This window comes from Janthinobacterium sp. 75, assembly GCF_004365495.1.
Taxonomy (GTDB): Bacteria; Pseudomonadota; Gammaproteobacteria; order Burkholderiales; family Burkholderiaceae_D; genus Janthinobacterium.
The window spans coordinates 4,873,023-4,898,649 of the sequence record NZ_SORD01000001.1 but is presented as its reverse complement, the minus strand read 5'-3'; the positions used below and the strand labels follow the sequence as shown (position 1 = coordinate 4,898,649).

At 62.3% G+C, this 25,627-nt stretch carries 21 protein-coding genes and 8 tRNA genes; 22 read left to right on the top strand and 7 right to left on the bottom strand.

From position 1 onward, the window contains the following. Positions 1-89: 89 nt before the first annotated feature. Together C8C89_RS22285 and lysA are read right to left on the bottom strand one after the other, a co-directional pair. Positions 90-1,655 carry a phospholipase D family protein gene (locus C8C89_RS22285; RefSeq protein WP_133992614.1) on the bottom strand — a complete coding sequence of 522 codons (1,566 nt, stop codon included), beginning with the start codon at positions 1,653-1,655 and terminating at the stop codon, positions 90-92. A 72-nt stretch (positions 1,656-1,727) separates the two neighbouring features. Then, positions 1,728-2,972 (bottom strand): diaminopimelate decarboxylase, encoded by a 1,245-nt coding sequence (gene lysA, locus C8C89_RS22280; protein ID WP_133992612.1) that lies wholly within the window; start codon positions 2,970-2,972, stop codon positions 1,728-1,730. A gap of 102 nt (positions 2,973-3,074) precedes the next feature. Between lysA and C8C89_RS22275 the strand changes: the two genes are divergently transcribed. From C8C89_RS22275 to aqpZ, 18 genes are all read left to right on the top strand, one after another. Then, positions 3,075-3,986 carry a LysR family transcriptional regulator gene (locus tag C8C89_RS22275; protein WP_133992610.1) on the top strand — a complete coding sequence of 304 codons (912 nt, stop codon included), beginning with the start codon at positions 3,075-3,077 and terminating at the stop codon, positions 3,984-3,986. Positions 3,987-4,054: 68 nt separating this feature from the next. Beyond that, positions 4,055-5,461, top strand: a complete 1,407-nt coding sequence (gene gltX / locus C8C89_RS22270) for a glutamate--tRNA ligase (protein ID WP_133992608.1) — start codon at positions 4,055-4,057, stop codon at positions 5,459-5,461. 124 nt (positions 5,462-5,585) lie between these two features. Beyond that, positions 5,586-5,661: transfer RNA gene (locus C8C89_RS22265), tRNA-Ala, on the top strand. Between the two features lie 67 nt (positions 5,662-5,728). Beyond that, positions 5,729-5,804 (top strand) — tRNA-Glu (locus tag C8C89_RS22260). A gap of 134 nt (positions 5,805-5,938) precedes the next feature. Further along, positions 5,939-6,014, top strand: a tRNA-Ala gene (locus C8C89_RS22255). A 36-nt stretch (positions 6,015-6,050) separates the two neighbouring features. Continuing rightward, positions 6,051-6,126 (top strand) — tRNA-Glu (locus C8C89_RS22250). A 50-nt stretch (positions 6,127-6,176) separates the two neighbouring features. Next, a tRNA-Ala gene (locus C8C89_RS22245) sits at positions 6,177-6,252 on the top strand. Between the two features lie 737 nt (positions 6,253-6,989). Next, on the top strand, positions 6,990-8,084 hold the full coding sequence (locus C8C89_RS22240; protein WP_133992606.1) for a DUF5694 domain-containing protein: 1,095 nt from the start codon (positions 6,990-6,992) through the stop codon (positions 8,082-8,084). Between the two features lie 185 nt (positions 8,085-8,269). Beyond that, positions 8,270-8,345: transfer RNA gene (locus C8C89_RS22235), tRNA-Glu, on the top strand. A 124-nt stretch (positions 8,346-8,469) separates the two neighbouring features. After that, positions 8,470-8,545, top strand: a tRNA-Glu gene (locus C8C89_RS22230). A gap of 57 nt (positions 8,546-8,602) precedes the next feature. Next, positions 8,603-8,678: transfer RNA gene (locus tag C8C89_RS22225), tRNA-Glu, on the top strand. A 98-nt stretch (positions 8,679-8,776) separates the two neighbouring features. Further along, positions 8,777-9,943, top strand: coding sequence for an elongation factor P maturation arginine rhamnosyltransferase EarP (gene earP / locus C8C89_RS22220; protein WP_133992604.1), 1,167 nt, complete (start codon positions 8,777-8,779; stop codon positions 9,941-9,943). Between the two features lie 135 nt (positions 9,944-10,078). Continuing rightward, positions 10,079-10,654, top strand: a complete 576-nt coding sequence (locus tag C8C89_RS22215; RefSeq protein WP_100876390.1) for an elongation factor P — start codon at positions 10,079-10,081, stop codon at positions 10,652-10,654. A 207-nt stretch (positions 10,655-10,861) separates the two neighbouring features. Beyond that, entirely contained in the window at positions 10,862-12,037 is a 1,176-nt protein-coding gene (locus C8C89_RS22210) for an amidase family protein (protein ID WP_133992602.1), read from the top strand. Positions 12,038-12,072: 35 nt separating this feature from the next. Next, positions 12,073-12,483, top strand: coding sequence for a hypothetical protein (locus C8C89_RS22205; RefSeq protein WP_101480517.1), 411 nt, complete (start codon positions 12,073-12,075; stop codon positions 12,481-12,483). A 65-nt stretch (positions 12,484-12,548) separates the two neighbouring features. After that, positions 12,549-13,007 carry an Ivy family c-type lysozyme inhibitor gene (locus C8C89_RS22200; protein ID WP_166674827.1) on the top strand — a complete coding sequence of 153 codons (459 nt, stop codon included), beginning with the start codon at positions 12,549-12,551 and terminating at the stop codon, positions 13,005-13,007. Then, the gene (locus C8C89_RS22195) at positions 13,007-13,417 is read left to right on the top strand and encodes a GNAT family N-acetyltransferase (protein WP_133992597.1); all 411 of its coding nucleotides are present in this window, start codon (positions 13,007-13,009) and stop codon (positions 13,415-13,417) included. Before C8C89_RS22200 ends, C8C89_RS22195 begins: the two co-directional genes overlap by 1 nt. A gap of 220 nt (positions 13,418-13,637) precedes the next feature. Continuing rightward, the gene (aqpZ, locus tag C8C89_RS22190) at positions 13,638-14,327 is read left to right on the top strand and encodes an aquaporin Z (protein WP_101480520.1); all 690 of its coding nucleotides are present in this window, start codon (positions 13,638-13,640) and stop codon (positions 14,325-14,327) included. 30 nt (positions 14,328-14,357) lie between these two features. On the opposite strand, the gene C8C89_RS22185 is transcribed toward aqpZ, so the two are convergent. Then, a complete protein-coding gene (locus C8C89_RS22185; RefSeq protein ID WP_133992595.1) occupies positions 14,358-15,185 on the bottom strand; it encodes a helix-turn-helix transcriptional regulator in 828 nt (275 codons plus the stop codon). A 228-nt stretch (positions 15,186-15,413) separates the two neighbouring features. Here C8C89_RS22185 and C8C89_RS22180 point away from each other — a divergent pair, with 228 nt between their 5' ends. The 4 genes from C8C89_RS22180 (at position 15,414) to C8C89_RS22165 (ending at position 19,350) form a co-directional block, all read left to right on the top strand. Next, positions 15,414-16,565, top strand: a complete 1,152-nt coding sequence (locus tag C8C89_RS22180; protein ID WP_208327809.1) for an MFS transporter — start codon at positions 15,414-15,416, stop codon at positions 16,563-16,565. Between the two features lie 238 nt (positions 16,566-16,803). Further along, positions 16,804-18,180 (top strand): cysteine--tRNA ligase, encoded by a 1,377-nt coding sequence (cysS, locus tag C8C89_RS22175; protein WP_133992593.1) that lies wholly within the window; start codon positions 16,804-16,806, stop codon positions 18,178-18,180. Between the two features lie 56 nt (positions 18,181-18,236). Beyond that, entirely contained in the window at positions 18,237-18,806 is a 570-nt protein-coding gene (locus C8C89_RS22170) for a hypothetical protein (RefSeq protein WP_133992591.1), read from the top strand. Next, positions 18,799-19,350, top strand: coding sequence for a hypothetical protein (locus tag C8C89_RS22165; RefSeq protein WP_133992589.1), 552 nt, complete (start codon positions 18,799-18,801; stop codon positions 19,348-19,350). The genes C8C89_RS22170 and C8C89_RS22165 overlap by 8 nt, the downstream gene beginning before the upstream one ends. On the opposite strand, the gene dbpA is transcribed toward C8C89_RS22165, so the two are convergent. The 4 genes from dbpA to C8C89_RS22145 form a co-directional block, all read right to left on the bottom strand. Further along, positions 19,337-20,764 (bottom strand): ATP-dependent RNA helicase DbpA, encoded by a 1,428-nt coding sequence (dbpA, locus tag C8C89_RS22160; protein WP_133992586.1) that lies wholly within the window; start codon positions 20,762-20,764, stop codon positions 19,337-19,339. The two genes, C8C89_RS22165 and dbpA, sit on opposite strands and share 14 nt — an antisense overlap. Positions 20,765-20,868: 104 nt before the next feature. After that, positions 20,869-21,105, bottom strand: coding sequence for a hypothetical protein (locus C8C89_RS22155; protein ID WP_101480526.1), 237 nt, complete (start codon positions 21,103-21,105; stop codon positions 20,869-20,871). Positions 21,106-21,338: 233 nt separating this feature from the next. Then, a complete protein-coding gene (locus C8C89_RS22150; RefSeq protein WP_133992584.1) occupies positions 21,339-23,003 on the bottom strand; it encodes an acid phosphatase in 1,665 nt (554 codons plus the stop codon). A 116-nt stretch (positions 23,004-23,119) separates the two neighbouring features. Then, positions 23,120-25,576: a TonB-dependent receptor gene (locus C8C89_RS22145; RefSeq protein ID WP_243858176.1), complete on the bottom strand. Its 2,457-nt coding sequence runs from the start codon at positions 25,574-25,576 to the stop codon at positions 23,120-23,122. Positions 25,577-25,627 lie beyond the last annotated feature (51 nt).

The window sequence follows — 25,627 nt, the reverse complement described above, 5'->3', positions numbered from 1 at the left end:
ACCCGACCTACGATGACCTTGCGAAGAGCGTAGGTCGGATTAGCGGGGCAAAGCCCCGCGTAATCCGACAACAGTGTTGGCAAAACAGCTTACAGCAGCCAATCGATCGGTAGCACCGACAGAATCGCCACCCCCATGCGCTTCCACACGCTGGTGCCCGGCTCCGTGTCGTAGCGCGTGACACCGCCGTTGGCGTCGCGGGCGAGCCAGTACAGCGCGCCATCGTCGCCAAGCAGCACCTGGTAGGCGCGCTGCGGGATGGTGGTGCGCATGGCTTTCCCCAACTGGCTGGCCAGCGCGGGACTGTCGATGACGAGGCCCATTTCCGTGTTCAATGCGATCGAGCGCGGATCGAAGTTGAACGAGCCCACGAAGATGCGCTGGTCGTCGACGGCAAAGGTTTTTGCGTGCAGGCTCGATGCGGAGCTGCCCAGGTGACCCGGCTGCGCGCGCGCATCGCCTGCTTCCCACGAACGGCGCGATTCATATAGCAGCACGCCCGCTTCCAGCAGCGGTTTCCTCCACTTCGCATAGCCCGCATGCACGGCCGCCACGTCGGTTGCTTCCAGCGCATTCGTCAGGATGCGCACGCCCACGCCCTGTTTTGCCAGATCGGCAAAGGCCTGGGTGCCGGATTTGCCGGGAACGAAATACGGCGACACCAGGTCCACTTCCTTTTCCGGCACGCCCAGCAGGGTTCGCAGGTTTTCCGCCACGCCCGTGCCTGGCCGGGCCTTGTCCAGCACTTTCGCCGGGTCGTCGCTGACCATGCGCGTGCGCGCCCATTCGAAGGGCAGGGTGCGTTCCATCATCTGCTTGACGAAGGGCGAGGTGCGCAGCGCCTGCACGTATTCCCCGGCTGCCCTGGTGTCGTCGATGTGGTCCGCTTCGGCGGCGATGGTGGCAGCGTCGCCATCGACGGGGCTGGTCAGCAGCAGACTGGCCGGGTAGGCCGAGGCGCTGTTCCAGTAGCGGTCGAATTCCTGCGAGACCTCGTTGACGACGGGGCCGACGGCCAGTACGTCAAGGTCGGCAAACAGGACATCGCCGGCCGCGCCAAAATATTCATCGCCCACATTGCGCCCGCCCACGATGGTGGCCTGGTTATCGGCCGTGAACGATTTATTGTGCATGCGCCGGTTGAGGCGTGAAAAATCGGCGACAAAGGCCAGCGCGCGCGGCGCACGGGGCACGAAGGGATTGAACAGGCGAATTTCCAGATTCTGCTGCTTGCCCAGCATGGTCAGGGTCTGGTCCAGGCCCGCCGTGTTGTTATCGTCGAGCAGCAGGCGCACGCGCACGCCCCGTTCGGCCGCCTGGCGCAGGGCGTCGAACAGCAGGGTGCCGGTGATGTCCTTGTGCCAGATGTAGTACTGCACGTCCAGGCTGCGCTGGGCGGCGGCGGCCAGCAGGGCGCGCGCGGCAAAGGCGTCGCGGCCATCGACCAGCGGGTAAATGCCGGACACGCCGGGATGCTGCGCCACCATGGGCGCTATGGCCGTGGCCAGCTGGGTGTGCGCCGTATCGGTGATGACGGTGGAGGCGCTGCGTCCGTCCAGCGAGGGCAGCGCGGCGCAGCCGGCAAGGACGGCGGACAGCAGCAGGGGCAGCAGCAGCCGGGTGATGCTGCGGAAGGGAAGTGCAAGGGCGGGCATGGCGGGCTTTCATCGAGTTGCCCCGATGTTAGCAGATGCGCATGCCCGCACGGGGCGGGTATCGGAAACCGCTTAGAACTGTTCCAGCGCGATCAGTTCTGCCACTGTCTGGCGGCGGCGGATCAGCCGCGAAGCCTCGCCATCGACCAGGTATTCGGCCGCATGCGGGCGGCTGTTGTAGTTCGACGACATCGACGCGCCATACGCGCCTGCGCCTTCGAAGACGACGTAGTCGCCCACCTGCGCTGCGGGCAACAAGCGGGTTTCCACCACGCCGCCATCGCGCTGGGTAAAGACGTCGCCCGATTCGCACAGGGGGCCGCCGACCACGGTGGGGCATGCCGGGTTGGCATCGAGAGCGCGGCCGTCATGCGCAATCACCGACATTTCATGGTAGCTGCCGTACATGGCGGGGCGCATCAGTTCATTGAAGCCCGTATCCAGCAAGGTGAAGTGGTTGCCGCCCATTTGCTTGGTGGCGCGCACTTCGGCCACCAGCAGGCCCGCGTCGGCCACCAGGAAGCGGCCCGGTTCGATTTCCAGGTGCACGGCGTGGCCCAGGTGCGCCTCGATCTGCTTGCGCGCCGCATCCCACAGCTGAAAGTAGTGGTTAGTGTCGACGGGCTGTTCGCCTTCCCGGTAGGGCACGGACAGGCCGCCGCCCGTGGAAATGGCTTCCAGGTCATGACCCATGTTTTTGACCAGGTCGACCATGGTGCCGCAGACGGTTTCCAGGTGGCTGTAGTCAACGCCGGAGCCGATGTGCATGTGCAGGCCCACCAGGTGCAGTCCATGTGCGCGGATGACGGCCAGCGCCTCTGGCAGCTCTTCATGCCAGATGCCGTGCTTGCTGTTTTCGCCGCCGGTATTGGTCTTGTTGCTGTGGCCATGGCCATAGCCGGGATTGATGCGCAGCCAGACGCGGTGGCCGGGAGACACTGGGCCCAGCTGGCGTAGCATGTCGACGGAGCCGCAATTGACTTCGATCTTCGCCGCCGCCACGCGCGCCAGTGTGGCGCGGTCGAACAGGTCGCAGGTAAATACCACGCCGGCGGCGCCGTTGGTCTGCGCCGGAGTAAAGCCTGCCTGCAGCGCGCGTTCGATTTCGCCCAGCGACACGGCGTCCACGTGCACGCCCGCTTCGCGCATCAGGGTGAGCAGATGGATGTTCGAATTGGCCTTTTGCGCGAAGCGCACGGTATCGAACTGCGCCAGCTGCGCCACGCGGGCGCGGATGGTGGCCGCGTCATACACCCATAGTGGCGTGCCGTGTTCCTGGGCGAGTTGGGCGAGGGTCTGGTCGTTGACGGGCTTCATCGGGTGCTTTCGGGGGAATGGGGAGATGACTGCATGATGGCCGATTGCGCTTCGACTATAAAATATCCATTTGGGCCTACCTTATTCATTTATGATATGACCATGACTATCTCCTTGCGCCATATCGAGGTCTTCCGCGCCATCATGACGACGGGCAGCGTGACGGCCGCCGCCGCCATGCTGCACACCTCGCAGCCCACCGTCAGCCGCGAGCTGGCGCGCCTCGAACACTTGACGGGCCTGACCCTGTTCGAGCGCGAGCGGGGGCGGCTGCGCCCCACGGCCCAGGCGCTGCAGTTGTTCGAGGAAGTGCAGCGCGCGTATTTCGGCCTGGAGCGCATCGTCAGCACGGCGGCGGCCTTGCGCCAGTTCGACCAGGGGCAGTTGTCGATCGCCTGCCTGCCCGTGTTTTCCCAGTCGCTGCTGCCGCAGGCGTGCAAGCGCTTCGTGGCTGATTTTTCGAAGGTGAGCATCAGCATCACGCCGCAGGAGTCGCCGCTGCTGGAAGAGTGGCTGTCGGCGCAGCGCCACGATATCGGCCTGACGGAAGTGGGCAATGCGCCTCCGGGTACCGTACTCGATACCCTGATGTCCGTCGATGAAGTGTGCGTGCTGCCCGACGGCCATCCTTTGGCCGGCAAGATGACCTTGGCTCCGGAAGACTTTGCTGGCCAGCCTTTCATTAGCCTGGCCGCCGTCGACCCTTACCGCCAGCAGATCGACGCCATTTTCGCGCAGGCTGGCGTGGAGCGGCGCATGGCGCTTGATACGCATAGCGCCGCCTCCGTCTGCGCCATGGTGCGCGAGGGCGTGGGGCTGGCCATCGTCAATCCGCTCACGGCCCTCGATTACGCGGGGCAGGGCTTGCAAGTCCGCCGCTTCGCCGTGTCCTTGCCGTTCACCGTGAATCTGGTCAAGCCCTTGCATCGGCCCTTGTCGCAATTGGTCGCCTTGTTCGAGCTGGCGCTGCATGCCCAGGCGAACGAGGTGAAAAGTCGGCTGATGCAGCTGTGATGTCGCTTATGGAGCGGCGGCGGTCAACAGAGTAAAATGGTGTTTTTCTTCAAAGCCTGATTACTTCGATGACCACAACCGCTACTCCCGTTCGTACCCGTTTCGCTCCCAGCCCGACCGGCTATCTGCACCTGGGCGGCGCCCGCACCGCCTTGTACAGTTGGGCGTATGCCCGTCACTTCGGCGGCACTTTCGTGCTGCGCATCGAAGACACGGACGTGGAGCGCTCCACGCCGGAAGCCGTGCAAGCCATCATCGAAGGCATGAAGTGGCTGGGCCTGGACCACGACGAAGGCCCGTTCTACCAGATGCAGCGCATGGACCGCTACCGCGAAGTGGTGGCGCAGATGCTGGCCGAAGGCACTGCATATCACTGCTATTCGTCGCCGGAAGAAGTCGAAGCGATGCGCGAGCGCATGCGCGCCGCTGGCGAAAAGCCACGCTACGACGGCACCTGGCGCCCGGAGCCGGGCAAGACCCTGCCGGCCGTCCCCTTTGATCGCAAGCCCGTCGTGCGCTTCAAGAACCCGCTCGATGGCGACGTGACGTGGGACGACGTGGTCAAGGGCACGATCACGATTTCCAACCGCGAGCTGGACGACCTGGTGATCGCGCGCCCGGACGGCACGCCGACATATAATTTCTGCGTGGCAGTCGATGACTGGGACATGCAGATCACCCACGTGATCCGCGGCGACGACCATGTCAACAACACCCCGCGCCAGATCAATATCCTGCGCGCCATCGGTGCACCGCTGCCCCTGTATGGTCACCTGCCGATGATTTTGGGTGCGGACGGCGAAAAGCTGTCGAAGCGTCACGGCGCCGTCAGCGTGATGGATTACCCGGCGCAAGGCTTCCTGCCGGAAGCGATGTTGAACTACCTGGCGCGCCTGGGCTGGAGCCATGGCGATGATGAGGTGTTCTCGACCGAGCAGTTCTGCGAGTGGTTCAACCTGAATCACCTGTCGAAATCGGCGGCCCAGTTCAACAATGAAAAACTGGCCTGGCTGAACAACCACTATATCAAGCAGGCCGACAACATCCGTCTGGCCGACCTGGCCCGCCCGCAAATGCTGGCCGCCGGCGCCGTCTTCGAAGGCGCGCCTGATCTGGCGCAAGTGCTGGGCATGATGAAAGAGCGCGCCAATACGGTCAATGAACTGGCTGCCGCCTCGATGCTGTTCTTCCGCGAGCCGCAGCCGGAAGCGGAACTGGTGGCGCAGCACATCACGGATGCCATCAAGCCCGTGCTGGTGCAGTTTGCCGAGCGCATCGCCGCGGTGGAGTGGAGCAAGGAAGCCGTGGCCGCCATGATCAAGGAAGTGCTGGCTGCCAACACCATCAAGATGCCGCTGCTGGCCATGCCCTTGCGCCTGATTTTGACGGGCCAGCTGCAGACGCCGGCCATCGATCAGGTGGTGGTGATATTCGGTCGCGAGACCGTGCTGGCGCGCCTGGCAAAGTGGCTGTAAGCATCGCGACGAAAGAACCGTAAAAACAGGGCGCGGAAACCTCCCCTATGAAAAGTTGCTCATAGGCGTAAAAGGGTATTTGCAGAGTGAAACTTCTTTGCTATACTCTTGTTTCTGCACCAACGGGGGTATAGCTCAGCTGGGAGAGCGCTTGCATGGCATGCAAGAGGTCAGCGGTTCGATCCCGCTTACCTCCACCAGCAGCAAAATCGCAGTCAGGTTTTGTTAGTCGTTGAAGTGGTGCAGATGTTGTTTGGAAGTTCCGCGGTCCCCATCGTCTAGAGGCCTAGGACATCACCCTTTCACGGTGAGTACAGGGGTTCGAATCCCCTTGGGGACGCCAAGTAGTTGTGGTATAGTAGTGGCAGTTGTTTGTACTGATTGTTGTAAGTTCAGGCCGGTAAAAAACGGGTTCTGGATGGAAAGCAAGTAGTGGAACAAAGTCGCCAAGTGCGGCTTTTATTATTTCTGCGCCCGGGGGGTATAGCTCAGCTGGGAGAGCGCTTGCATGGCATGCAAGAGGTCAGCGGTTCGATCCCGCTTACCTCCACCAACAGCGCAGAAGTAAGGTAGCAAACGTCGTTCCGTGGTCCCCATCGTCTAGAGGCCTAGGACATCACCCTTTCACGGTGAGTACAGGGGTTCGAATCCCCTTGGGGACGCCAGTTCAGTCTGGTGTTTTGGTAGTGAAGAAGTAATAGTGTTTCTGCGCCCGGGGGGTATAGCTCAGCTGGGAGAGCGCTTGCATGGCATGCAAGAGGTCAGCGGTTCGATCCCGCTTACCTCCACCAACAGCGCAGAAGTCACATGATAATCAAAGTCGCCTTGAGCGGCTTTTTTTATTTGCGCGACACTTTCCGCCACACCCCTCCGGGGAATGTGGCTAAGCTGTCAGCGCACTTGCATGGCATGCAAGAGGTCAGTGCTTAGCTCCCGCTTACCTCCACCAACAGCGCAGAAACAGCTAGTGAATAAATCAAAGTCGCCTCGAGCGGCTTTTTTTATTTGCGCCAGTGATTTCTTCGCTCGAGGGGAATATGGCTAAGCTGTTAGCGCGCTTGCATGGCATGCAAGAGGTCAGTGCTTAGCTCCCGCTTACCTCCACCAACAGCGCAGAAGTCATCGATAATCAAAGTCGCCTTGAGCGGCTTTTTTTATTTGCGTCAGCGATTTCTTCGCTCGGGGGAATATGGCTAAGCTGTTAGCGCACTTGCATGGCATGCAAGCGGTCAGTGCTTAGCTCCCGCTTACCTCCACCAACAGCGCAGAAACAGCTAGTGAATAAATCAAAGTCGCCTTGAGCGGCTTTTTTCGCCTTTACTTTCTGCTTTCCTTGTTGCTCGCGCGCGGCATATCCGCATCATTTGCGTTTCGGAATGCCATTTTTACCATTCATCGCTTTGGGGTGGAGATTGTAGTGTCGGGTGTTTAAGATTTCTGGCGTTGAAGCTGCCGATAGTCAGGTTTGCGCATGCGGCGGTTTTTGCGCCTGTCAGTATTCATGGAATTACTTAACTCCGGAGGTGGAATGTCCCGTTTGCTTGTCAGCATTTTGTTTGCCGCTTTCTTTTCCGCTCCGGCTTTCGTTGCCGCGGCACCTGCTGCTCCCTTCGATCCCGCTGCCTACAAGTTGCAATCGGGGCGTATCAATGAGGTGATGGTGCTGGGCACGCCGCACCTGTCGCAGTTGCCGAAGTCGTTTGATCCCGCGCATCTGAGCACCTTGAACGCGCGCTTGCTGGGCTGGAAGCCGCAAGCCATTGCCATCGAGGCCTTGTCCGGTCTGCAGTGTGCGTACCTGCGCAGCTACCCGCAACGCTATGCGGACACGATCAAGTCCTATTGTTGGGATCCTGCCGCCGCGCATGCGGCGACCGGCCTGGATGTGGTGGCGGCCACCGTGCAGGCGCAGCGGTTGCTGGCCGCATGGCCGGCGGCACCATCCGCCGCGCAGCGGCGCACCCTGGCGTCGCTGTTCCTGGCTGGCGGCGAGCGGGCATCCGCGCTGGTGCAATGGTTGCGTCTGCCGGAGGCGGAGCGACGGGCGGGCGACGGGCTTGATGCCAGGCTGGTGAGCATGCTCAATGACCGGCTGCAGCGGGGCGGCGAGGATGTGCTGATCGCAGCCGTGGTGGCGGCGAAGAGCGGTCATGAACAGGTGTATGCCATGGACGACCATACGTCGGACGCGCCCGCCGACAATGCGCGGGAGGAAAAGGCTTCCGGCGAGGCGATCATGAAGGCGTGGGACAATCCGCATACGGCGCAGCGCAAGCGTAGCAGTGCAGCGCTGGAAGCGGCATTGGCGACGCCGGCAGGCGTGCTGGCCATGTACCGTGCCTATAACGAGCCTGGCCAGGCCGAGCTGATCTTCCGCAGCGATTTCGGTGCGGCGCTGGAAGAGCCGTCGCCACAGCATTTCGGCCGCAATTACGTGGCCTACTGGGAGACGCGCAATTTGCGCATGGCATCGAATATCCGCGAAGTCATGATGGCGCGGCCTGGCATGCGCGTCCTGGTGGTGGTGGGGGCGTCGCACAAGGCTTACCTGGAAGCCTATTTGAGCCAGATGCATGACGTGCGCATCGCTGGCACGGATGCTGTCCTGCGCCAGGCAGACTGATCGCCCGTTTGCTTGCCTTCCTGCCATCATCGCGTTTCCATGGGGGCGGGAAGTGCAATAAGATGGAAAATAAGAGGCCAGCAGTTGATTTCGTGAATCGCTTCGTGTTAAACTTCGCGCACGCTTTTTTGAGGGGCTAAGCAAAGCCTTCAACGAAGAGTCCGCTGAGAGTAAAGCCAGCACAGGTCCCCATCGTCTAGAGGCCTAGGACATCACCCTTTCACGGTGAGTACAGGGGTTCGAATCCCCTTGGGGACGCCAGGATTTAGTTGTAAGGTAATAGCGCAGTGCTGAACGGGCCTGACAAGTCAGGCTTTTTTTGTTTCTGCAACATTGCTGCAGTACCGGGTCAGGATGCGGAGTACTGCATTCAGGACAGATTTCTGTCCCCATCGTCTAGAGGCCTAGGACATCACCCTTTCACGGTGAGTACAGGGGTTCGAATCCCCTTGGGGACGCCAGATTCGCAAGTAGCAAGAGGCCGGGATGCAGGGTAGCGCATCCAGGACAGATTTTCTGTCCCCATCGTCTAGAGGCCTAGGACATCACCCTTTCACGGTGAGTACAGGGGTTCGAATCCCCTTGGGGACGCCAGACCGGCTGAATCAGCCAACAAAAAAGCCGCCTGGTAACAGCGCGGCTTTTTTGTTGTTTGCCGGCATGCCAACGTTTTCCCATCATTTTGCCTGCTCATGTCACTACCTAGCGATCGCGCACCATCCTTGGCCATCTTCTGCAAAGTCGTCGACAACTACGGCGATATTGGCATTTGCTGGCGCCTGGCGCGGCAGTTGAGCGGGGAGCATGGCGTTGCCGTCACCTTGTGGGTTGACGATCTTGTAAGCTTCCAGCGCATCTGCCCCGGCATCGACGTGGCGGCGGAAATACAGCAGGCCAGCGGCGTGACGGTGCGCCACTGGCGCGATCAGGATGGCGTGTTTGCGCCTGCCGATGTTGCCGACATCGTCATCGAGTTTTTTGCCTGCGACATTCCGCCCGGCTACATCGCGGCCATGGCGCAATGCGCGCCGCAGCCGGTGTGGCTGAACCTGGAAGGCTTGACAGCGGAAGAGTGGGTCGAGGGCTGCCATGCGCTGACGTCGCCGCGCCATGGCATGATCAAGCATTTCTTCTTTCCCGGTTTTACGAATAAAACGGGCGGCCTGCTGCGCGAAGCGGCGCTCGACGAAAAAAGGCTGGCATTCCAGGCTGATGCCGGCGCAATGGCGGCATTCCTGGGGCAATTCGGTGTGAGCCAGGCGGAAATGTCTGCTTTGAAAGTGTCGCTGTTTTGCTATCCGTCCGCCCCGGTCGCCGAGCTGTTTGGCGTTTGGCAGGCGGGCAGCGAACCCGTGACGTGCCTGGTGCCGGAAGGCGTCGCATTCGATGCTGTTCAAGCGTTTATCGGCGACGATGCCACCGCCGGTGCGGCCCGCACGCGCGGTGCGCTCACCGTGCGCGTGCTGCCGTTCGTGTCGCAAGACGATTACGACCGCCTGCTGTGGACTTGCGACGTCAATCTCGTGCGCGGCGAGGATTCCTTTGTGCGCGCCCAGTGGGCCGGCCAGCCTTTTCTCTGGCATATCTACCTGCAGGATGAAAACTTGCACCACGTGAAATTGCGCGCCTTCCTGCAGCGCCATGCGGTGGATGCGGAGGGTGCCATCGACAGCCTGGTGCAGGCGGCGCTGGCCTGGAATGGCGCCAGCGCGGATGCCTTGCCGTGGACGCTGCTGTGGCCTGCCTTGCAGGCCGACCTGGCGCGCATCCGGGCGCGCGCGCAGGCCTGGCAGCTGCAGATGCAGTCCAATGGCGATCTGGCAAGTAACTTGCTGGCGTTCGCCGGCGCGACGAGATAGGCGCTTGCCAAAAATTAAGGTAAAATGCCCGGTTATTTCTAACGTATTTTTAACCGATCAAACGCAAGCTTGCGGCGCTGATGGCGCACAGGCGGCAGATGATCTTCATGCAACCCACTTTTTACGTACATTCCTATGAAACCCGCAAAAGAAATTCGTGTTGGCAATATCATCATGGTCGACAGCAAGCCAATGATCGTGTTGCGTTCTGATGTCAACGGTTCGAGCCGCACGGGCTTCACCTACAAATGGAAGATGAAAAATCTTCTGACGAACACCCCGATGGAAAACGTGTTCCGCGGCGACGACAAGTTTGACGTTGTTGTTCTGGATAAAAAACCAGTGACGTATTCGTACTTCGCCGACCCGCTGTTCGTCTTCATGGACACCGAGTACAACCAGTACGAAATCGAAGAAGAAAACCTGGGCGATGCACTGCATTACCTGAAGGACGGCATGGAATGCGAAGCCATTTTCTACGACGGCAAGGCTATCTCCGTTGAACTGCCTACGACCATCGCCCGTCAAGTGGTGTACTCGGAGCCTGCAGTCAAGGGCAACACTTCGGGCAACGTCCTGAAAGAAGCCAAGATCGAAAACGCCATCGACGCACATCGCCACATCGTGCAAGTACCGCTGTTCGTGGCACAGGACGACGTCATCGAAATCGACACCCGTACCAACGAATACAAGCGTGTCGTACGCAACTGATAGCTCGTCACGCTGCGCTGCTCGCAGGGCCGGGCAAACGCCAGCCTGGCTTGCTCCAGTGTTCGACCATCAAGAAACGCTGCCTTCGGGCGGCGTTTTTTTTTGCTTAAAAATTAATGCCCGTCGACAACAATTGAGTTGCAAGGGCTGCTATGCTATGGATAGTGCATTATTGCGTTAGAAACACTTAAGTTTCCTGGAGATACCATGCAGCGTAGTCATATGGTGCGCAACGGCGCATATCGGGACGCGAAGCCTGTCGCGGCGGCCGTGCCAGCGCGCGTGTCGCGCCCCGTGCTGCCCCGTGCCACAGCGCCCGCCAGCCCCATGGCCCATCTGCTCGATGCGGGCGTGTTGCCGCAACAGCAGATGATGCAGGCAGGCAAGCTCAGTTCCCATGCGCTGACGTCGCAGTACCTGGCCCGTATCCGCTCCCTGTGCAGCATCGGCGCGCGTGCCTATCCCGGCATTGAAATCAATCCCGATGCGCTGAAAATTGCCCTGGAAATGGACCGTGAGCGGCAGGGGCACAAGGTGCGCGGCCCCTTGCATGGCATCCCCATCGTTTTGCGCGACAATATCGCCACGGGCGACCGCATGAAGACGCGTACGCAGGCGCCGCTGGCCACGCATGCCAGCTGTGACTCCTTTGTCGCGGCGCGCTTGCGCGCGGCCGGTGCCGTCATCATCGGCAAAAGCAATTTGCGCCAGTGGGCCGCCGTCAGCGTGCCGCATGCCAGTGCCAGCTGGGCCGGCCTGACCATCCTGGCCGTGGACAGCGCGGCGGACGGTTCCATCGTCGCGCCCGCATCGACGTGCGGCCTGGTTGCCATCAAGCCCACGGGCAGGCCTGCCAGCGGGCAGGGCGGTGAGCCAGCCACGGCGGGGCCGATGGCACCCAGCGTGCGCGAGGCGGCCTGGCTGCTCGCTGCTCTGAATGGCGAGCGCCTGGCCGATGGCATGGTGCTCGATGTCGCCGGCTTGCATGGGCGCCGAATCGGCGTGGCGCGCCACCTGTTCGGCAAGTGTGCCGGGACCGATGCCGTGATCGAGCAGGCACTGCTGGTGCTGCGCGAACAGGGTGCGGAGCTGATCGAGCCGCCGCCCGCGTCCGAGCCCGGCGGCATCGCAGCGTTGCTGTGCTCGCATGGGCTCGATGCGCTGGTGGGACCCACGTGTCATGGGGTATCGCAGGCGCAGTCTGCCTTGCCGCACATTACGGTGCCTGCCGGCCTGGCAGGGGGCTTGCCCATCGGTTTGTCCTTCATCGGCCCTGCCCATGGCGAAATGCCGCTCATTGCGATGGCATATGCCTACGAGCAGGCGACCTTGCACCGGCGCACACCCGCATTGCCGTCCAGCATCATGCAGGCGCTGCGTTGACCATGATGATACTTTTCGCTTTCTATCGCTAAACTATGCTTGCAACCTTGCTGCTGAGTGTGGCCGTGGCCGCCACCCCGACTCCTTTTGATGCCGCGCAACTGTCTGGTAGCTGGTCCGACAGCGTGAATACCAATAGTGTTTGCGAAGAAGCGCGACACTTTACGCGCATGCAGCTGTCTGACGACCATCAGCGGCTGGCGATCTTCAACGACCGCACCTGGAAGAGCAAGCTCGGTGAAACCAATCGCTTTGCCGCGACCGTGGTGGCAGAAACGGAGCGCAGCCTGACTTTGCGCTATGACAATGAAACCCGCCTCAATGCCGCTGGCAAGCTGGTGGAATGGCAGTTGATCATCGTCGCACCCGGCGTGTACCGCTGGCGCGAGACGGGCTGGCCCGAAGGCAAGGTTAACGGGGTCGTCGGCATCCGCTGCTCTCCTTGATGCCGTTGTGCAAGCATGGCATTCTGCTATGCTGCCCGCATTACACTATGCTTTTAGGAGATGTCATGTCCGCACGTATGCTGTTCCCCTTGTTTCTGGGCGCCGCCGTAGCGCTGGCCGCCATGCCGGCACAAGCGCGAACGCCCAAGCTGTCGCTCGTTGAGCAAGCGCAAAGCTGCGACGGTGGCCACACCTGTCCGTATTTCCCCGACGTCTACAAGGCGGACTACGCCTTTCGCAAGGCCTTCAATGTGGGCTTGAAAAAAGCCGGCCTGAAGCGACAGCGCTGGGTGCCGGACGGCGTGGCTAGTCCGCTCAAGCCTGTCGAGATTGATGGCAAGGCACGCCTGCTGAGCAGTGTTTGCGAACCGCACAATTGCGGCCACCACTACACCATCCTGTACGATCCCGTCGAGCGCAGCATGACTGGCGTGTATATGGGCAGCGATGCCAAGGGCGGCTTGCGCACCGTGTACTTCGGCGAGCCCAGCATCGCCGAAGCTGACTTGTTGTTCAAGAACTGATGCACGCGCCACTGCGCATTTCCAGCGAGCGCGACGAACTTGACATCCCCATGATCCACCGCTACCTGAGCGAACAGTCGTATTGGAAGCGCGGCGTGGCGATTGAAACGGTGGGCAAGGGGATCGCCAACGCCCTGTGTTTTGGCGGCTATGTCGATGGCCAGCAAGTGGCTTTCGCCAGGGTAATCACCGATTACACGGATTTTGCCTACCTGCGCGATGTGTTTGTGCTGCCCGCTTTTCAGGGGCGCGGATATGGGAAGCAGGTGGTGGCTGCCGTGCTCGGCGATGCACGCTTGCGCGATGTCGCCTGGATGCTGGGGACCGATGATGCGCATGCTCTGTATGCGGGCTTTGGTTTTGCGCCACTGGAGGCACCGCAACAATACATGCGCCGCCCCGCGCCGTAGGAATTATCAAAAAAACCTTTGATTGGCAAGAAAACTATTGGCATTATTGTACTGAATAATGTTGCATTGATAATGACGTCATGTCATTATTCGCGCTCTGCAGCGTGCAGTGCGTTGCTGGTGCTGTGCTTTGTCGTCGCCTTCGGGCGCGGGCAATGTTGGTGAGCGGTCCGATTGGTCGTCCCTGGCACGTTTTCTCGTTACTTTAAAGGAATACATCATGAAACAATATGGAGCCGAGTTCCTCGGCACGTTCTGGCTGGTGCTGGGCGGTTGCGGCAGCGCCGTACTTGCCGCTGGCTTTCCCGGTCTGGGCATCGGTTTTGCCGGCGTGGCGCTGGCGTTTGGTCTGACGGTGCTGACCATGGCCTACGCCATCGGCCACATCTCGGGTTGCCATTTGAATCCAGCCGTGTCGATCGGCCTGTGGGCCGGTGGCCGCTTTCCCGCCAATCAATTATTGCCATACATTATCGCCCAAGTGCTGGGCGCCATCGTGGCCGGCGGCGTGCTGTACGTGATCGCCAGCGGGCAGGCCGGCTTCGATGTCAGCAAGGGCTTTGCCTCGAATGGTTATGGGGCCCATTCGCCGGGCGGCTATTCGATGCTGTCGGCGCTGGTGATTGAAATCGTGCTGACGATGTTCTTCCTGATCGTCATCCTGGGTGCCACCGACAAGCGGGCGCCGGCCGGCTTTGCCCCACTGCCGATCGGCTTGGCGCTGACCCTGATTCACCTGATCAGCATCCCCGTGACGAATACCTCCGTCAACCCGGCCCGCAGCACGGGCGTGGCCTTGTACGTGGGCGACTGGGCCACCAGCCAGCTGTGGCTGTTCTGGCTCGCTCCCATCATCGGTGCCTTGCTGGGCGCGCTGGCTTACCGCTTGATCGCCGGCGAGAAGAAGTAGCCGACAATGCCGACAGCGTAGCTTGTCGACTTACGCGGCGCGCCACTCGCTGAGGTAGTGCTGCGGAGTGCGGCCCAGGATGCGGCGGAACATGGCGCTGAAGGCGCTGGGGCTGGCATAGCCCAGCGCATAGGCGATGGCCGCCACGCCTTCGCCCCGGTCCAGGCGGCAAAATGCCTCGGCCAGATGGACTTGCTGCAGCCATTGGCGGTAGTGCAAGCCCGTTTCCTTGGGGAATAGACGGATCAGGGTGCGCGCACTGGCGCCCGCATCCTGCGCCCAGTCTTCGATGCTGCGCCGGCTGCCCGGCGCGCTCATGATGGCCGAGCAGACGGCCACCAGGCGGCGGTCGCGGGGCCACGGTATGGCGATGGGCACGGTATCGGCCGCCGTCAGTTCCGACAGGATCAGGTGCGCGAGCCAGTCGCCGCGCCCCGCCAGCGCATATTCTATCGGTTCGGCCAGCAAGGCCAGGATCAGCTCGCGCAGCAGCCGGCTTACTTCCAGCACCTTGCAATCGGCGCCGTACGGGGCCGCCACCTGCGCATCGATGTACACGGTGCGCATGCTCAGTTCACTCAAGATATGGACTTCATGCACGACGCCCACGGGAATCAGCAGGGCGCGCCGGGGCGGCAGGATCCATACGCCGTGCTCGGTAGAGACGCGCATCACGCCTTCCGTTGCATACAGCAGTTGCGCCCGCACATGGCTGTGCGGCGCCGTATAGTCGCCCACTGCATATTGCCTGGACATGGCCGTCACGGGCCGCGGTACGTGCTGGTAATCGTGCGAGCTGGTGCTGCGGCTGAAGGGCACGCCGTCGGGGTGGGTCTGGGCGGGTTGCTGGCTGTACATGTGGGCCGTTGGATTCTCACTTAATTGTCACTCACTTGTCACTTAAGCGACGATTATTGGAAGTTATCAGTTCGATGACCATACTATACTGGCTTCTTTGCCGGGCCGCCCGTCGTGCCCGATCATTGCGGAAGACACATGCACACAACACCACCTGCCCCAGCATTGGCCAAGTCCATGCCGGCGGCCCCCTCGCTTCATCGTTCCGAACAACAATCCGGTCTGGCCATGCACATCCTGGGCGCCGTTGCCTTCGTGCATTTGCTCAATGACTTGATCCAGGCCTTGTTGCCGTCGATTTACCCGATGCTGAAAGCCGAGTTTTCACTCAGTTTTACCCAGGTCGGCCTTATAACCCTGACGTTCCAGTGCACGGCATCGTTGCTGCAGCCCTGGATCGGCTTGTACACGGACCGCCGTCCGCTGCCATTCCTGTTGCCCATCGGCATGTGCTTTACCTTGGCCGGCGTGCTGATGCTGTCCATTGTCTCGACTTTCCCGACCCTGTTGCTCGCCTCGGGCCTGATCGGTGTCGGCTCGTCGACCTTCCACCCGGAAGCGTCGCGCGTGGCGCGCATGGCCTCGGGCGGGCGCTACGGCTTTGCGCAATCGCTGTTCCAGGTAGGCGGCAATGTGGGCTCCGCCCTGGGGCCGCTGCTGGCGGCGGCCGTCATCGTGAACCGTGGCCACGGCAATATCGCCTGGTTCGGCCTGCTGGCCGTGCTGGCCATCGGCGTGCTGTACAAGGTCAGCCATTGGTATAGCGGCCACCTGGCCAGCTTTAAGCCGAAGGCGGGCGGGCATGGGCCGAACTTGTCGCGCAACAAGGTGATGGGCGCGCTGGGCGTGCTGGCCCTGCTGGTGTTCTCGAAGTACATCTATATGGCCAGCCTGTCGAGCTATTACACCTTCTACCTGATCGACAAATTCCACCTGTCGCTCGGCGATGCCCAGCTATACCTGTTCCTCTTCCTCGCGGCCGTGGCGGCCGGCACCTTCATGGGCGGTCCCATCGGCGACCGGATCGGCCGCAAGCGCGTGATCTGGATTTCCATCCTGGGCGCGGCGCCGTTTACCCTGCTGCTGCCGTATGTCGACCTGTTCTGGACGGCCGTATTGACGGTCATCATCGGTTTCGTGATTTCGTCCGCGTTTTCCGCCATCGTTGTTTTCGCACAAGAATTGGTGCCGGGCAAGGTGGGCATGATCGCGGGGATTTTCTTTGGCCTGATGTTCGGCGTCTCCGGCATCGCCGCCGCCGCCATGGGCCACCTGGCAGACGTGTCGGGCATCGCCTATGTGTATAAAATCTGTTCCTACCTGCCGCTGCTGGGCATATTGACGGTGCTGCTGCCGCATATCGAGCAGGCGAAAAAATAGGCCAATGTCGGGGGCGGGCTTGACGGCCCGCCCGCGCGCATGCGATATTTGTTCTATGATCACATTCATCCTCCCTCCAGTTCTTGCATACCGCGCCGCTGCTGCGCTGTGTCCGTGTACCTGGCTTCGTGAGGATGCGGCCCGGCGCCGTTAAACTTTTTACTCCTCATTCCGATGGCCACAGTGTTGAAAAACCTGTGGCCATTTTCTTTTTCCGCAGCGCTAATGAAAGTCCCGCATGACACTCCATTTGTACGATACGTATAGCCGCAGCCTGCGCCCGTTTGAACCCATCGCTCCGGGCCAGGCGGGCCTGTACGCCTGCGGCCCCACCGTCTACGATTACGCGCACATCGGCAACCTGCGCACTTATCTGTTCGTCGACGGCTTGCGCCGCGCGCTCGCGTTCAACGGCTTGCAGGTGCGCCACGTGATGAATATCACGGACGTGGGCCATTTGACGTCGGATGCGGATAGTGGAGACGACAAGGTCGAGGCACGCAGCGCCCGCAGCGGCAAGTCCGCCTGGGACATCGCCTCTGAATTTACCCGCGCATTCGAGGGCGATCTGCGCCAGTTGAATATCCTGCCGCCTACCGTCTGGTGCCGCGCCACGGACCACATCGCGGAACAGATCGCGTTCATCGCCGACCTGGAAGCGAAGGGCTATACCTACCGCACCGCCGACGGCATTTACTTCGACACGACGCGCCAGGACGATTATGGCAAGCTGGCGCGCCTGAAGCGCGATGGCTTGCAAGCGGGCAAGCGGGTGGAGCTGGGAGAGAAGCGCGATATCTGCGACTTCGCGCTGTGGAAGTTCAGTGGCGTGCCGGGACAGCGCCAGATGGAGTGGGACAGCCCCTGGGGCCTGGGTTTCCCGGGCTGGCACATCGAATGCTCGGCCATGGCCGAAAAGCACCTGGGCGCGTATTTCGACATCCATTGCGGCGGCGAAGACCATGTGGCCGTCCACCACAGCAACGAAATCGCGCAGACGCAGGCGCGCCACGGCACGCGCCTGGCCAACTACTGGCTGCACGGCGCTTTCCTCAAGACGCAGGAGGCGAAGATGTCGAAATCGTCGGGTGACTTCCTGCGCCTGCAAAGCCTGGTGGAGCAGGGAGTCGATCCGCTCGCCTACCGCTACCTGTGCCTGGGCGCCCATTACCGCAGCAGCCTCAATTTCACGGACGACGCCCTGCGTGCTGCCGCCAGCGGCCTGGCGCGCCTGCGCGTGGCCGTGCATGGCCTGGGTGATGCGGGCGGTGAAGCCGACCCCGCGTGGCTGGCGCGTTTTACGATCTGCATCAACGATGACTTGAATTATCCGCGCGCGCTGGCCGTGGCCTGGGAACTGCTGAAAAGTGATGTACCCGATAGCGCCAAAAAAGCGACCTTGCTGCGCTTCGACGAGGCGTTGGGTCTGGACTTGCTGCGCTGGCAGCCGGCGCAGGTGGACGTGCCGCAGCAGGTGCAGGCGTGGATGGCAGAAAGGGCGCTCGCCCGCGCGCAGCGCCTGTGGGCCGAGGCTGACCGCTTGCGCGCACTGGCGCGTGCGGCTGGCTACGACATCGAAGATACGCCGCAGGGCCAGCAGGCGCGCGCCTTGTGAGTGCCTTATGCGTGCCGGCGGGGCATAATGTCCGCCTGATGAACGCGGGAGATGCCGTGAAGCGTAGTGTGCTGCTATTGAGTTCTTGTCTTGCCTTCTCGTCCGCCCAGGCGGCCAGTGAATGTCCCGGCTTTCCCGCCCTGGCTACGTCGGGCGAGGCGCTGCTGGCGCAAGTGCGCGCGCTGCCGCCCGTCGGCATTGACCGTGAGCTGCAGGCGTGCGCGCCGGCGACCGTCATCGATTTCGCCTACAGCGGGGGCACCTTGTGCCGCTTTGGCGGCGAGGTCGATGCCGCGACAGCCGCCGTCACGCGCCTGGCGGAGGGCGATGAACTGGTCGAGTACTTGTATCTGTTCCCGTATGCGCCCGCCTCGCACGCGCGCTTGCTGGCGCTGCTGGCCGCGCATTTCAGCCAGGTCGACAAGGCGGCTTATCCACCCTTCCTGCAGGCCGCCAGGGCGGGCAAGGAAACCACGGCCCTGTTTGCGCATGGCGGCTACTATATCTCGCTGGCCAAGCCCACCGATGGCGATTCCGCCGCATGGTATTCGAATGTGATCTTTGAAAAAATGGACAAGCCCGCGCTGGGCGTGCGCAAAGTCTGCCAGGATGCTGCCGATGACTGAAGCCGACGCCTTTCCGGCGGCATTGTCCGGCACCTTGGCGCGGCTGTTGCCCGCGCTGTCCACAGGCCAGCTTCACGCGCCGTCGGCACCGTTTGACGTGCATCAGGATGGCAGACTGCTGCGCATTCCCGTGCGCACCTATTACCAGCGCGAGCAGCTGCTGGCCTGTACGCAGCTGGCAGGCGACGCGGGCGTGCTCGCCCTGTGCCTGGGCACGCGCCACCATGACGGCCATTTGCGGGAAGCCTGTTTACGACGGTTGCTGCTGCAGGAGCGGGCGTGGACGGCGCCGTTCGTCGTGCACCTGTGCGGCGAATATGTGCTGGAGATTGTCGAGGCAATTGAGGTGGCGCTGCCAGCCTGGAATGCGGAAGCGCTGGCGCGCTATCTGCGGGAGAATCCCGCGTATGTGGCGACGCTGGAGAGGCGCGCCGTCAGCTACTGGAACTGCTACTATCGTTGGCAATATCCCGTGTGGAAAGCGTATCCGGGAAGCAGGGCCATGGCGGCCCTGCGTGCCTTGCAGGCGCTTACGCCTCGATAAAGCGCATCTTGAAGCTGCGGCCCTTGATGTTGCCAAAGTCGCGGCCCAGCGTATTGCCCGCGTTCAGGCGCTTGAAGGCCGCTTCGGCCACTTTGCGGTCCAGCGCCACGTAGGTCATGAACTCGAATACGTTGATCTTGCCCACTTGCTCCTTGGTCAGGCCAGCGTCGCCCGTCAGTGCGCCCAGCAAGTCGCCCGGGCGCAGCTTGTCCTTCTTGCCGCCCATGATGCACAGGGTGACCATGGGCGCCGGCAGCGCCTCGATCCCGTCATCTTCAGCCAGTTCCTTCAGGTCGTGCCATTCGGCGGCGCTGTTCTGGTACTGCTCGATCAGCTTGACCCATTTTTTCTCGTTTGGCGCGCACAGTGACAGGGCCAGGCCCTTCTTGCTGCCGCGGCCCGTGCGGCCGATGCGGTGGATGTGCACTTCCGTGTCTTTCGATACGTCGACGTTGATCACGGCGCCCAGGTCGGATATATCGAGGCCGCGCGCGGCAACGTCGGTGGCCACCAGCACGGAGCAACTGCGGTTGGCGAACAGCACCAGGATTTCATCGCGCTCGCGCTGTTCCAGCTCGCCGTACAGGGCCAGCGCGGAAAAGCCTTGCTGGCGCAGTTCTTCGGCCAGTTCGCGGCAATGCACCTTGGTGTTGCAGAAGGCCAGGGTCGATTCCGGCTTGAAGTGTTTCAACAGCTTGCCGACGGCGCTATTGCGTTCGTCGAAGCCGATTTCATAGAAGCGCTGCTCGATCTTGTCGTTGTCATGCTGCGCCTCGACCGTCACTTCCAGCGGATTGACGAGGAACGATGCCGTGGCGCGGCGAATGTCTTCCGGATACGTGGCCGAGAACAGCAGGGTCTGGCGGCGTGCCGGGCAGGCGCTGACGATGCCGGCGATTTCCTCGTAAAAGCCCATGTCCGTCATGCGGTCCGCTTCATCGAGCACCAGGGTCTGTACGTGGTTCAGGTTGATGGTGCCGCGGCCCAGGTGGTCGCGCATGCGGCCCGGCGTGCCGACGACGATGTGGGCGCCATGTTCCAGCGAGGCGATTTGCGGGCGCATCGGTGCGCCGCCCGTCAGGGTCAGGATCTTGATGTTGCCGGCCGCGCGGGCCAGGCGGCGCAGCTCATTGGCCACCTGGTCTGCCAGTTCGCGCGTGGGGCACAGCACCAGGCCCTGCACGGCAAACCAGGCCGGATTGAGTTTGTGCAGGATGCCGATACCGAAGGCAGCGGTCTTGCCGCTGCCCGTTTTCGCCTGGGCGATCAAGTCGCGGCCATCGAGCACCGCCGGCAGGCTTTGCGCCTGGATGGTGGTCATCTCGTGGTAGCCGAGCGAGTCCAGATTGGCCAAAAAGGCGGGCGTCAGCGGCAGGCTGGAAAAAGAATTGGTGTTGGCGGTGGTCGTGTTCATAGGGGCGGAGCCGGTAAAAAGCGGGTGGATGGGCACAGTCTACAGGCTTACGCCCTTGTGCGGTGGTGTGGAAGCCGGCGGCAAACGGCCGCCCGCATGGGGTGTTAATTATCGGGTGCCCAGATGGGCAAACCGGTCAGATCGAGTCCGGCGTCGCGTGTCCACACGGGCAAGCCAGTGGCGTCCGTCGGCTCCAGCAATTCGAGCTGTACCTGCTTCAGCGCCACCTTGCGCACGCGCGTGCGGCGCTGCGGTTCCGGCGCCGGCTCTGGCGCCTCGTGCGCTGGCAGCGGGCCGAAGCCGGGCAGGTCGATGGTGGCGTTGTCTTTTTTATCTCTCATTTCTGAACCTCTGGTCCCTGGCCGCGAAAAATGGCGCCGGGGAGCGGGCAAAAAGCTGTCCGCTGTGTGAATACTCTGTGCGTCTCGTCCACAAAACAAAAGCCCGGCTACTGGAGTCGGGCTCATTGTTGGAACAACCGTCAGGAATACCTGCCCTGCGGATTTAAGTGCGGCACGCAGTGTATCACAGGCGTGCCGCACTGTGGGAGGCGCCGCGATGTACCGATGCTTTATCAGCGGAAGCTCAGGGCGCCCGTCAAGTCACCCGGCGGCAGCGCGCCACGGGCCGCGAAGGCATCGTTGCGCACTTTCAGGCCTTCGAGCAGCGGCAAATCATGCAGGCGCGTGATCAGTCGCAGGATCGAGGTCGTGTCATAGAAACTGTGGTCGACGGCGCCTTTCTTCGCGTAGGGCGAGACGACGATGGCGGGAATGCGCGTGCCCGGACCCCAGCGGTCGCCCTTCGGCGGCGCCACGTGATCCCACCAGCCGCCGTTTTCATCGAACGTGATCACCACGATCATGTCTTTCCACTGCGGCGATTCCTTCAGATGCTGGATGACGTTGGCCACGTGCTGGTCGCCCGATTCGATATCTGAATAACCGGCGTGCAGGTTCAGATTGCCCTGCGGCTTGTAGAAGGTCACGGCGGGCAGCTTGCCTGCCACGGCGGCGGCCAGGAATTTGTTCGAGATCGGGCTGTCGCCAGTGCCGCCGTCGCGCAGGTGCTCGGCGCGCGCCGCCGTGCCAGGCGCGAACTGCTTGAAGTAGTTCAGCGGCTGGTGGTGGAACTGGAAATTCGGCTTGCTGCCGCCGCCCTTCTGGTCGAGCGCTGCTTGCCAGCCGCCGCCATACCATGCCCAGCTGACGCCCTTGCGCGACAGCAGGTCGCCGATGGTGTCATAGGTTTGCGGCGGCAAGGTGTTCGCGTCAGCCGGGTCGGCATGCAGCGGATCGCCGTCAAAGGCGGGGCGGACGTAACTCGGTTGATATGGCGGCGCCATGGTGTTGACGGCATAGCCGTCCGGCGTGAGGGCGCCGTCGTTCACGTACTTCGGCTTGCCATCGAGCGCCGAGGCGGGGCACTCGGGGGAGATCGCCAGGCGCACGCCTTGCGGGCCGTCGGACAGCACGGCGATTTTTTTCTTCGCTGCCGTCTCGGCAGCATTGAAATATTCGTTGGCGCGGCCCGTCACCAGGAACTGGTGGTTCATGTAAGAGCCGCCGAAGGCCGCCATGAAGAAGTTGTCGCACAGCGTGTACTGCTCGGCGATCTGCCACAGGTTCAGGTTTTTCGACGTTTCGCCGTAATGGCCCATCACCAGGCCGCCGCTGTCGGCCCACGCGGCAAAGCCGTCGTTCTTGCCGCCGTTGATCTGCATCTGGTTGTTATAGAAGCGGTGCACCAGGTCGCGCGTGATGATGCTCTCGGGCAGGGGCTTGCCGGCCGCGTCGCTCAATTTGTAGGGAGCGTTGGGCAGGCCGGAAATCTGGTCTTCCTTGATCAGGTAATCGATGCCGCCGATATTTTGCTGGTTCGGCACCAGGCCGCCCCAGATTTTCGGCAGGGTGGCCAGCGGCTTGCCGTCGCGGTCCAGCTGCCGCGCCTGTTCGGCCGTGACGGCGGACAAGGGCGCGCTGGTGCCGGGGAAGTTGGCGAACAGGTTGTTGAAACTGCGGTTTTCCAGGTAGATCACGACCACGTTCTTGACGTGGGCCTTGAGTTTCGCGTCGAGCGAACCCTTGGCGATGGTCTTTTTGGCTGGCGCGGCGTCGGCCAGCGCCGGCAGGCTGGCGGCCAGGCCGACTGCGGAAGCGGCCTGAAAAATGCGCCGGCGCGAGGGATTGGCGGGTTGGTCGGCCGGATCGGCTGGCAGGGCGGGGGCGAGGTCCTTCACACATTCTCCTTGGGTGTCTCTGTGGGCACGAGTACCGGTGGCGCGGGCCATCGACACTCGTGAAGCGGGAAAATTGTATCACCGGCCCTGCGCCGGCGTGAACTATTCAGCCAGCCCTAGAACTGATAACGCACCTTCAGTGCCACCTTGCGCGCCGGACCATACATGCCCGAGTACCACCAGTCCGACACGGAAGCCGTGTACTGCTTGTCGAACAGGTTGGCCACGTTGACGGTGGCCGACAGCTTGTCGTTGACGTCGTAGCGCGCCATCAGGCTGGCCACCGAATACGCCTTTTGCTCCCAGTGCAGGGTGCGGTCGATCTGCCAAGCGTCGACCTCCGAATACACGCGGCTTTGCCAGTTCATGCCGCCGCCAAGCGTCAGGCGATTCAGCTCGCCAGGCAGCCGATAAGTGGTCCACAGCTTCACCAGGTGGCGCGGGAAGGTGGTCAGGATCGCTTTGCCGGCATTGTTTTCCGTCTGGCTGTAAGACCACGAGGCCGAGATGTTCCAGCTTGGGGTGAGGGCGCCCGTCGCTTCCAGGTCCACGCCCTGGGTCTTGGCGCCCTTGATGGTGCGGTTGGCGGGATTGTTTGTACCAGGCACGGTGTAGCCCGGGTCCGATTCGGCCAGATTGCTCTGGCGGATCTGGTACAGCGCGGCAGCCGTGTTCAGGCGGCCATCGAGCCAGCCGCTCTTGACGCCCGCTTCAAAGGTCTTGCCTTCGCGTGGGGCCAGCAGCTTGCCGTAGCGGTCTTGCTGGGCTTGCGGCTGGTAGATGGTGGAATAACTGGCGTAGGCGCTGTGCGTGCCGTCGATGTCGAATACCAGGCCGCCATACGGCGTGACGACGCGGCTCTCCGAGGCTGGGGACGCACTGTAGAAGGGCACGGAAGGCGCATCCGAGATGTAATTCTCGCTGTAGCGCAGCACCTTGGCGCCGGCGATCAGTTTCAGGCGCTCGGAGAGATTGAGGCGCGTGGCGGCATACGCGCTGGCCTGGCGGCGCGTGCTGTCGTAGGTGACAAAGGTGTCGCCAAACACGGGCGTTGCCGTGCGATTCCAGCGGTACAGGTTGGCGGGCGTGGTCTGGATACGCTTGTCGAAGCGGCCATCCGTCGTGCTTTGAAATTCGCTGTAGTCCATGCCCAGCACCAGTTCGTGCTGGCGACCGAACGCGCTGAAGGGGCCGCGCACATTGATGTCCACGCTGTTGACCTGGAGCTGGTAATCGCGGTAATCGGCGCTCAAGCGCAGGCCATCGCCCGTGGCCTGATCTGGGAAGCCATCGCTCACGTTCAGGTAGACGGCGCGCTCTTCCTGCGACGACTGCACGCGGTTGGCCGAGATTTTCAGCTTCCAGTCGCTGGCCAGTGCGTGTTCCACTGTGGCGAAGAGGTCGGTCGAATTGGTGCCGAAGCGATTCGACGTGGCCGCCGGACTGAAGGAGCGGGGCAGGTCCGTCATGGCGCCATTGCTGTAGAACAGGGGAAAGCCCAGGTAGGACAGGGATCCATTCGAGCGCTTGCGCTGGTGCGTGACGCCGGCTGTCAGTTTCGTGTCGGCTGACAGGTCCGCCTCGACCACGCCGTAGACCACTTTCTTGTCGCGGCTGTAGCCGTCGATGATGCTGTCGCCTTCCTCGTACACCGTCACCAGGCGGCCGCGCACCGTGCGCGCTTCGTTGAGCGGGCCGGCAATGTCGGCCAGGACGCGCCGCTCATTGTAGGAAGCCAGCTCGCCCTCGACGGAGGCCTGAAACTGTGGCGTCGGCTTTTTGCGCACCATGTTGATGGCACCCGAGGCATCGCCCGCGCCCGTCATCAGGCCCGAGGCGCCGCGCAGCACTTCGATGCGGTCATATAGCGCCATGTCGGCCAGGCTTTGCGACGGTATCGCGTTGAGGCCCAGGTTTTCCGAATGCGTGCTGACGCCATCGAGCTGGTAATTGGTGATCGAATAGCCGCGCGAAGTAAAGCCCGTGCGCTCGCTGCCCAGCGAGAAGAGGGTGATGCCCGGCGTTTGCGCCATTACTTGCGCGATGGTGCTCAAGCCCTGGTCCTGCATGCGCTGCTGCGTGATGACGCTGACCGACTGCGGCGTTTCCCGGATCGACAGGCCCAGCGGCGTGGCCGTGGCGATGGGCAGGGTGGAAACATACGCGCCCGACCCTTCCGTCGCATCCTGCTGCGCTTTCACCGACACTTCCGGCATCATGGACAGCGCCTCGCCGCCCGCCGCGATATCGGCCGGGCGCAGTACATAGCTGCCGTTGGCGCTGCGCTCGGCCTTCAGGCCCGTGCCGCGCAGCACGCCGTTCAGGGCGGCCAGCACCTCGTGGCGGCCCGTGAGGCCAGAAGACGTCTTGCCGCGCGTCTGTTCCGGCGTGAAGCTGAGGATGACCCTGGACTGGCTGGCAACCTGGCGCAGCGCCGCTGCGAGGTCGCCGGCAGGCACCTGGAAGTCCTGGCTGGCCGCTGGCGCTGCCGCGCTTTCCTGCGCCAGGGCTGGCGCCAGGGCGTTCAGCAGCAGGGCCGAACCGATGAAGACGAGTTGGATGGCATGCGCCATGCGTTTGATGTGCGGCCGTGACCGGGACCTGGAAGACATAACTGGAGACAT

Coding starts and splice junctions, on each gene's coding strand:
- C8C89_RS22145 (WP_243858176.1), bottom strand. CDS start 25,576: ATGGCGCATGCCATCCAACTCGTCTTCATCGGTTCGGCCCTGCTGCTG.
- C8C89_RS22210 (WP_133992602.1), top strand. CDS start 10,862: ATGCAGCGTAGTCATATGGTGCGCAACGGCGCATATCGGGACGCGAAG.
- C8C89_RS22155 (WP_101480526.1), bottom strand. CDS start 21,105: ATGAGAGATAAAAAAGACAACGCCACCATCGACCTGCCCGGCTTCGGC.
- C8C89_RS22285 (WP_133992614.1), bottom strand. CDS start 1,655: ATGCCCGCCCTTGCACTTCCCTTCCGCAGCATCACCCGGCTGCTGCTG.
- C8C89_RS22275 (WP_133992610.1), top strand. CDS start 3,075: ATGACTATCTCCTTGCGCCATATCGAGGTCTTCCGCGCCATCATGACG.
- gltX (WP_133992608.1), top strand. CDS start 4,055: ATGACCACAACCGCTACTCCCGTTCGTACCCGTTTCGCTCCCAGCCCG.
- C8C89_RS22165 (WP_133992589.1), top strand. CDS start 18,799: ATGACTGAAGCCGACGCCTTTCCGGCGGCATTGTCCGGCACCTTGGCG.
- dbpA (WP_133992586.1), bottom strand. CDS start 20,764: ATGAACACGACCACCGCCAACACCAATTCTTTTTCCAGCCTGCCGCTG.
- cysS (WP_133992593.1), top strand. CDS start 16,804: ATGACACTCCATTTGTACGATACGTATAGCCGCAGCCTGCGCCCGTTT.
- C8C89_RS22215 (WP_100876390.1), top strand. CDS start 10,079: ATGAAACCCGCAAAAGAAATTCGTGTTGGCAATATCATCATGGTCGAC.
- C8C89_RS22185 (WP_133992595.1), bottom strand. CDS start 15,185: ATGTACAGCCAGCAACCCGCCCAGACCCACCCCGACGGCGTGCCCTTC.
- lysA (WP_133992612.1), bottom strand. CDS start 2,972: ATGAAGCCCGTCAACGACCAGACCCTCGCCCAACTCGCCCAGGAACAC.
- earP (WP_133992604.1), top strand. CDS start 8,777: ATGTCACTACCTAGCGATCGCGCACCATCCTTGGCCATCTTCTGCAAA.
- aqpZ (WP_101480520.1), top strand. CDS start 13,638: ATGAAACAATATGGAGCCGAGTTCCTCGGCACGTTCTGGCTGGTGCTG.
- C8C89_RS22240 (WP_133992606.1), top strand. CDS start 6,990: ATGTCCCGTTTGCTTGTCAGCATTTTGTTTGCCGCTTTCTTTTCCGCT.
- C8C89_RS22200 (WP_166674827.1), top strand. CDS start 12,549: ATGTCCGCACGTATGCTGTTCCCCTTGTTTCTGGGCGCCGCCGTAGCG.
- C8C89_RS22180 (WP_208327809.1), top strand. CDS start 15,414: ATGCACATCCTGGGCGCCGTTGCCTTCGTGCATTTGCTCAATGACTTG.
- C8C89_RS22195 (WP_133992597.1), top strand. CDS start 13,007: ATGCACGCGCCACTGCGCATTTCCAGCGAGCGCGACGAACTTGACATC.
- C8C89_RS22205 (WP_101480517.1), top strand. CDS start 12,073: ATGCTTGCAACCTTGCTGCTGAGTGTGGCCGTGGCCGCCACCCCGACT.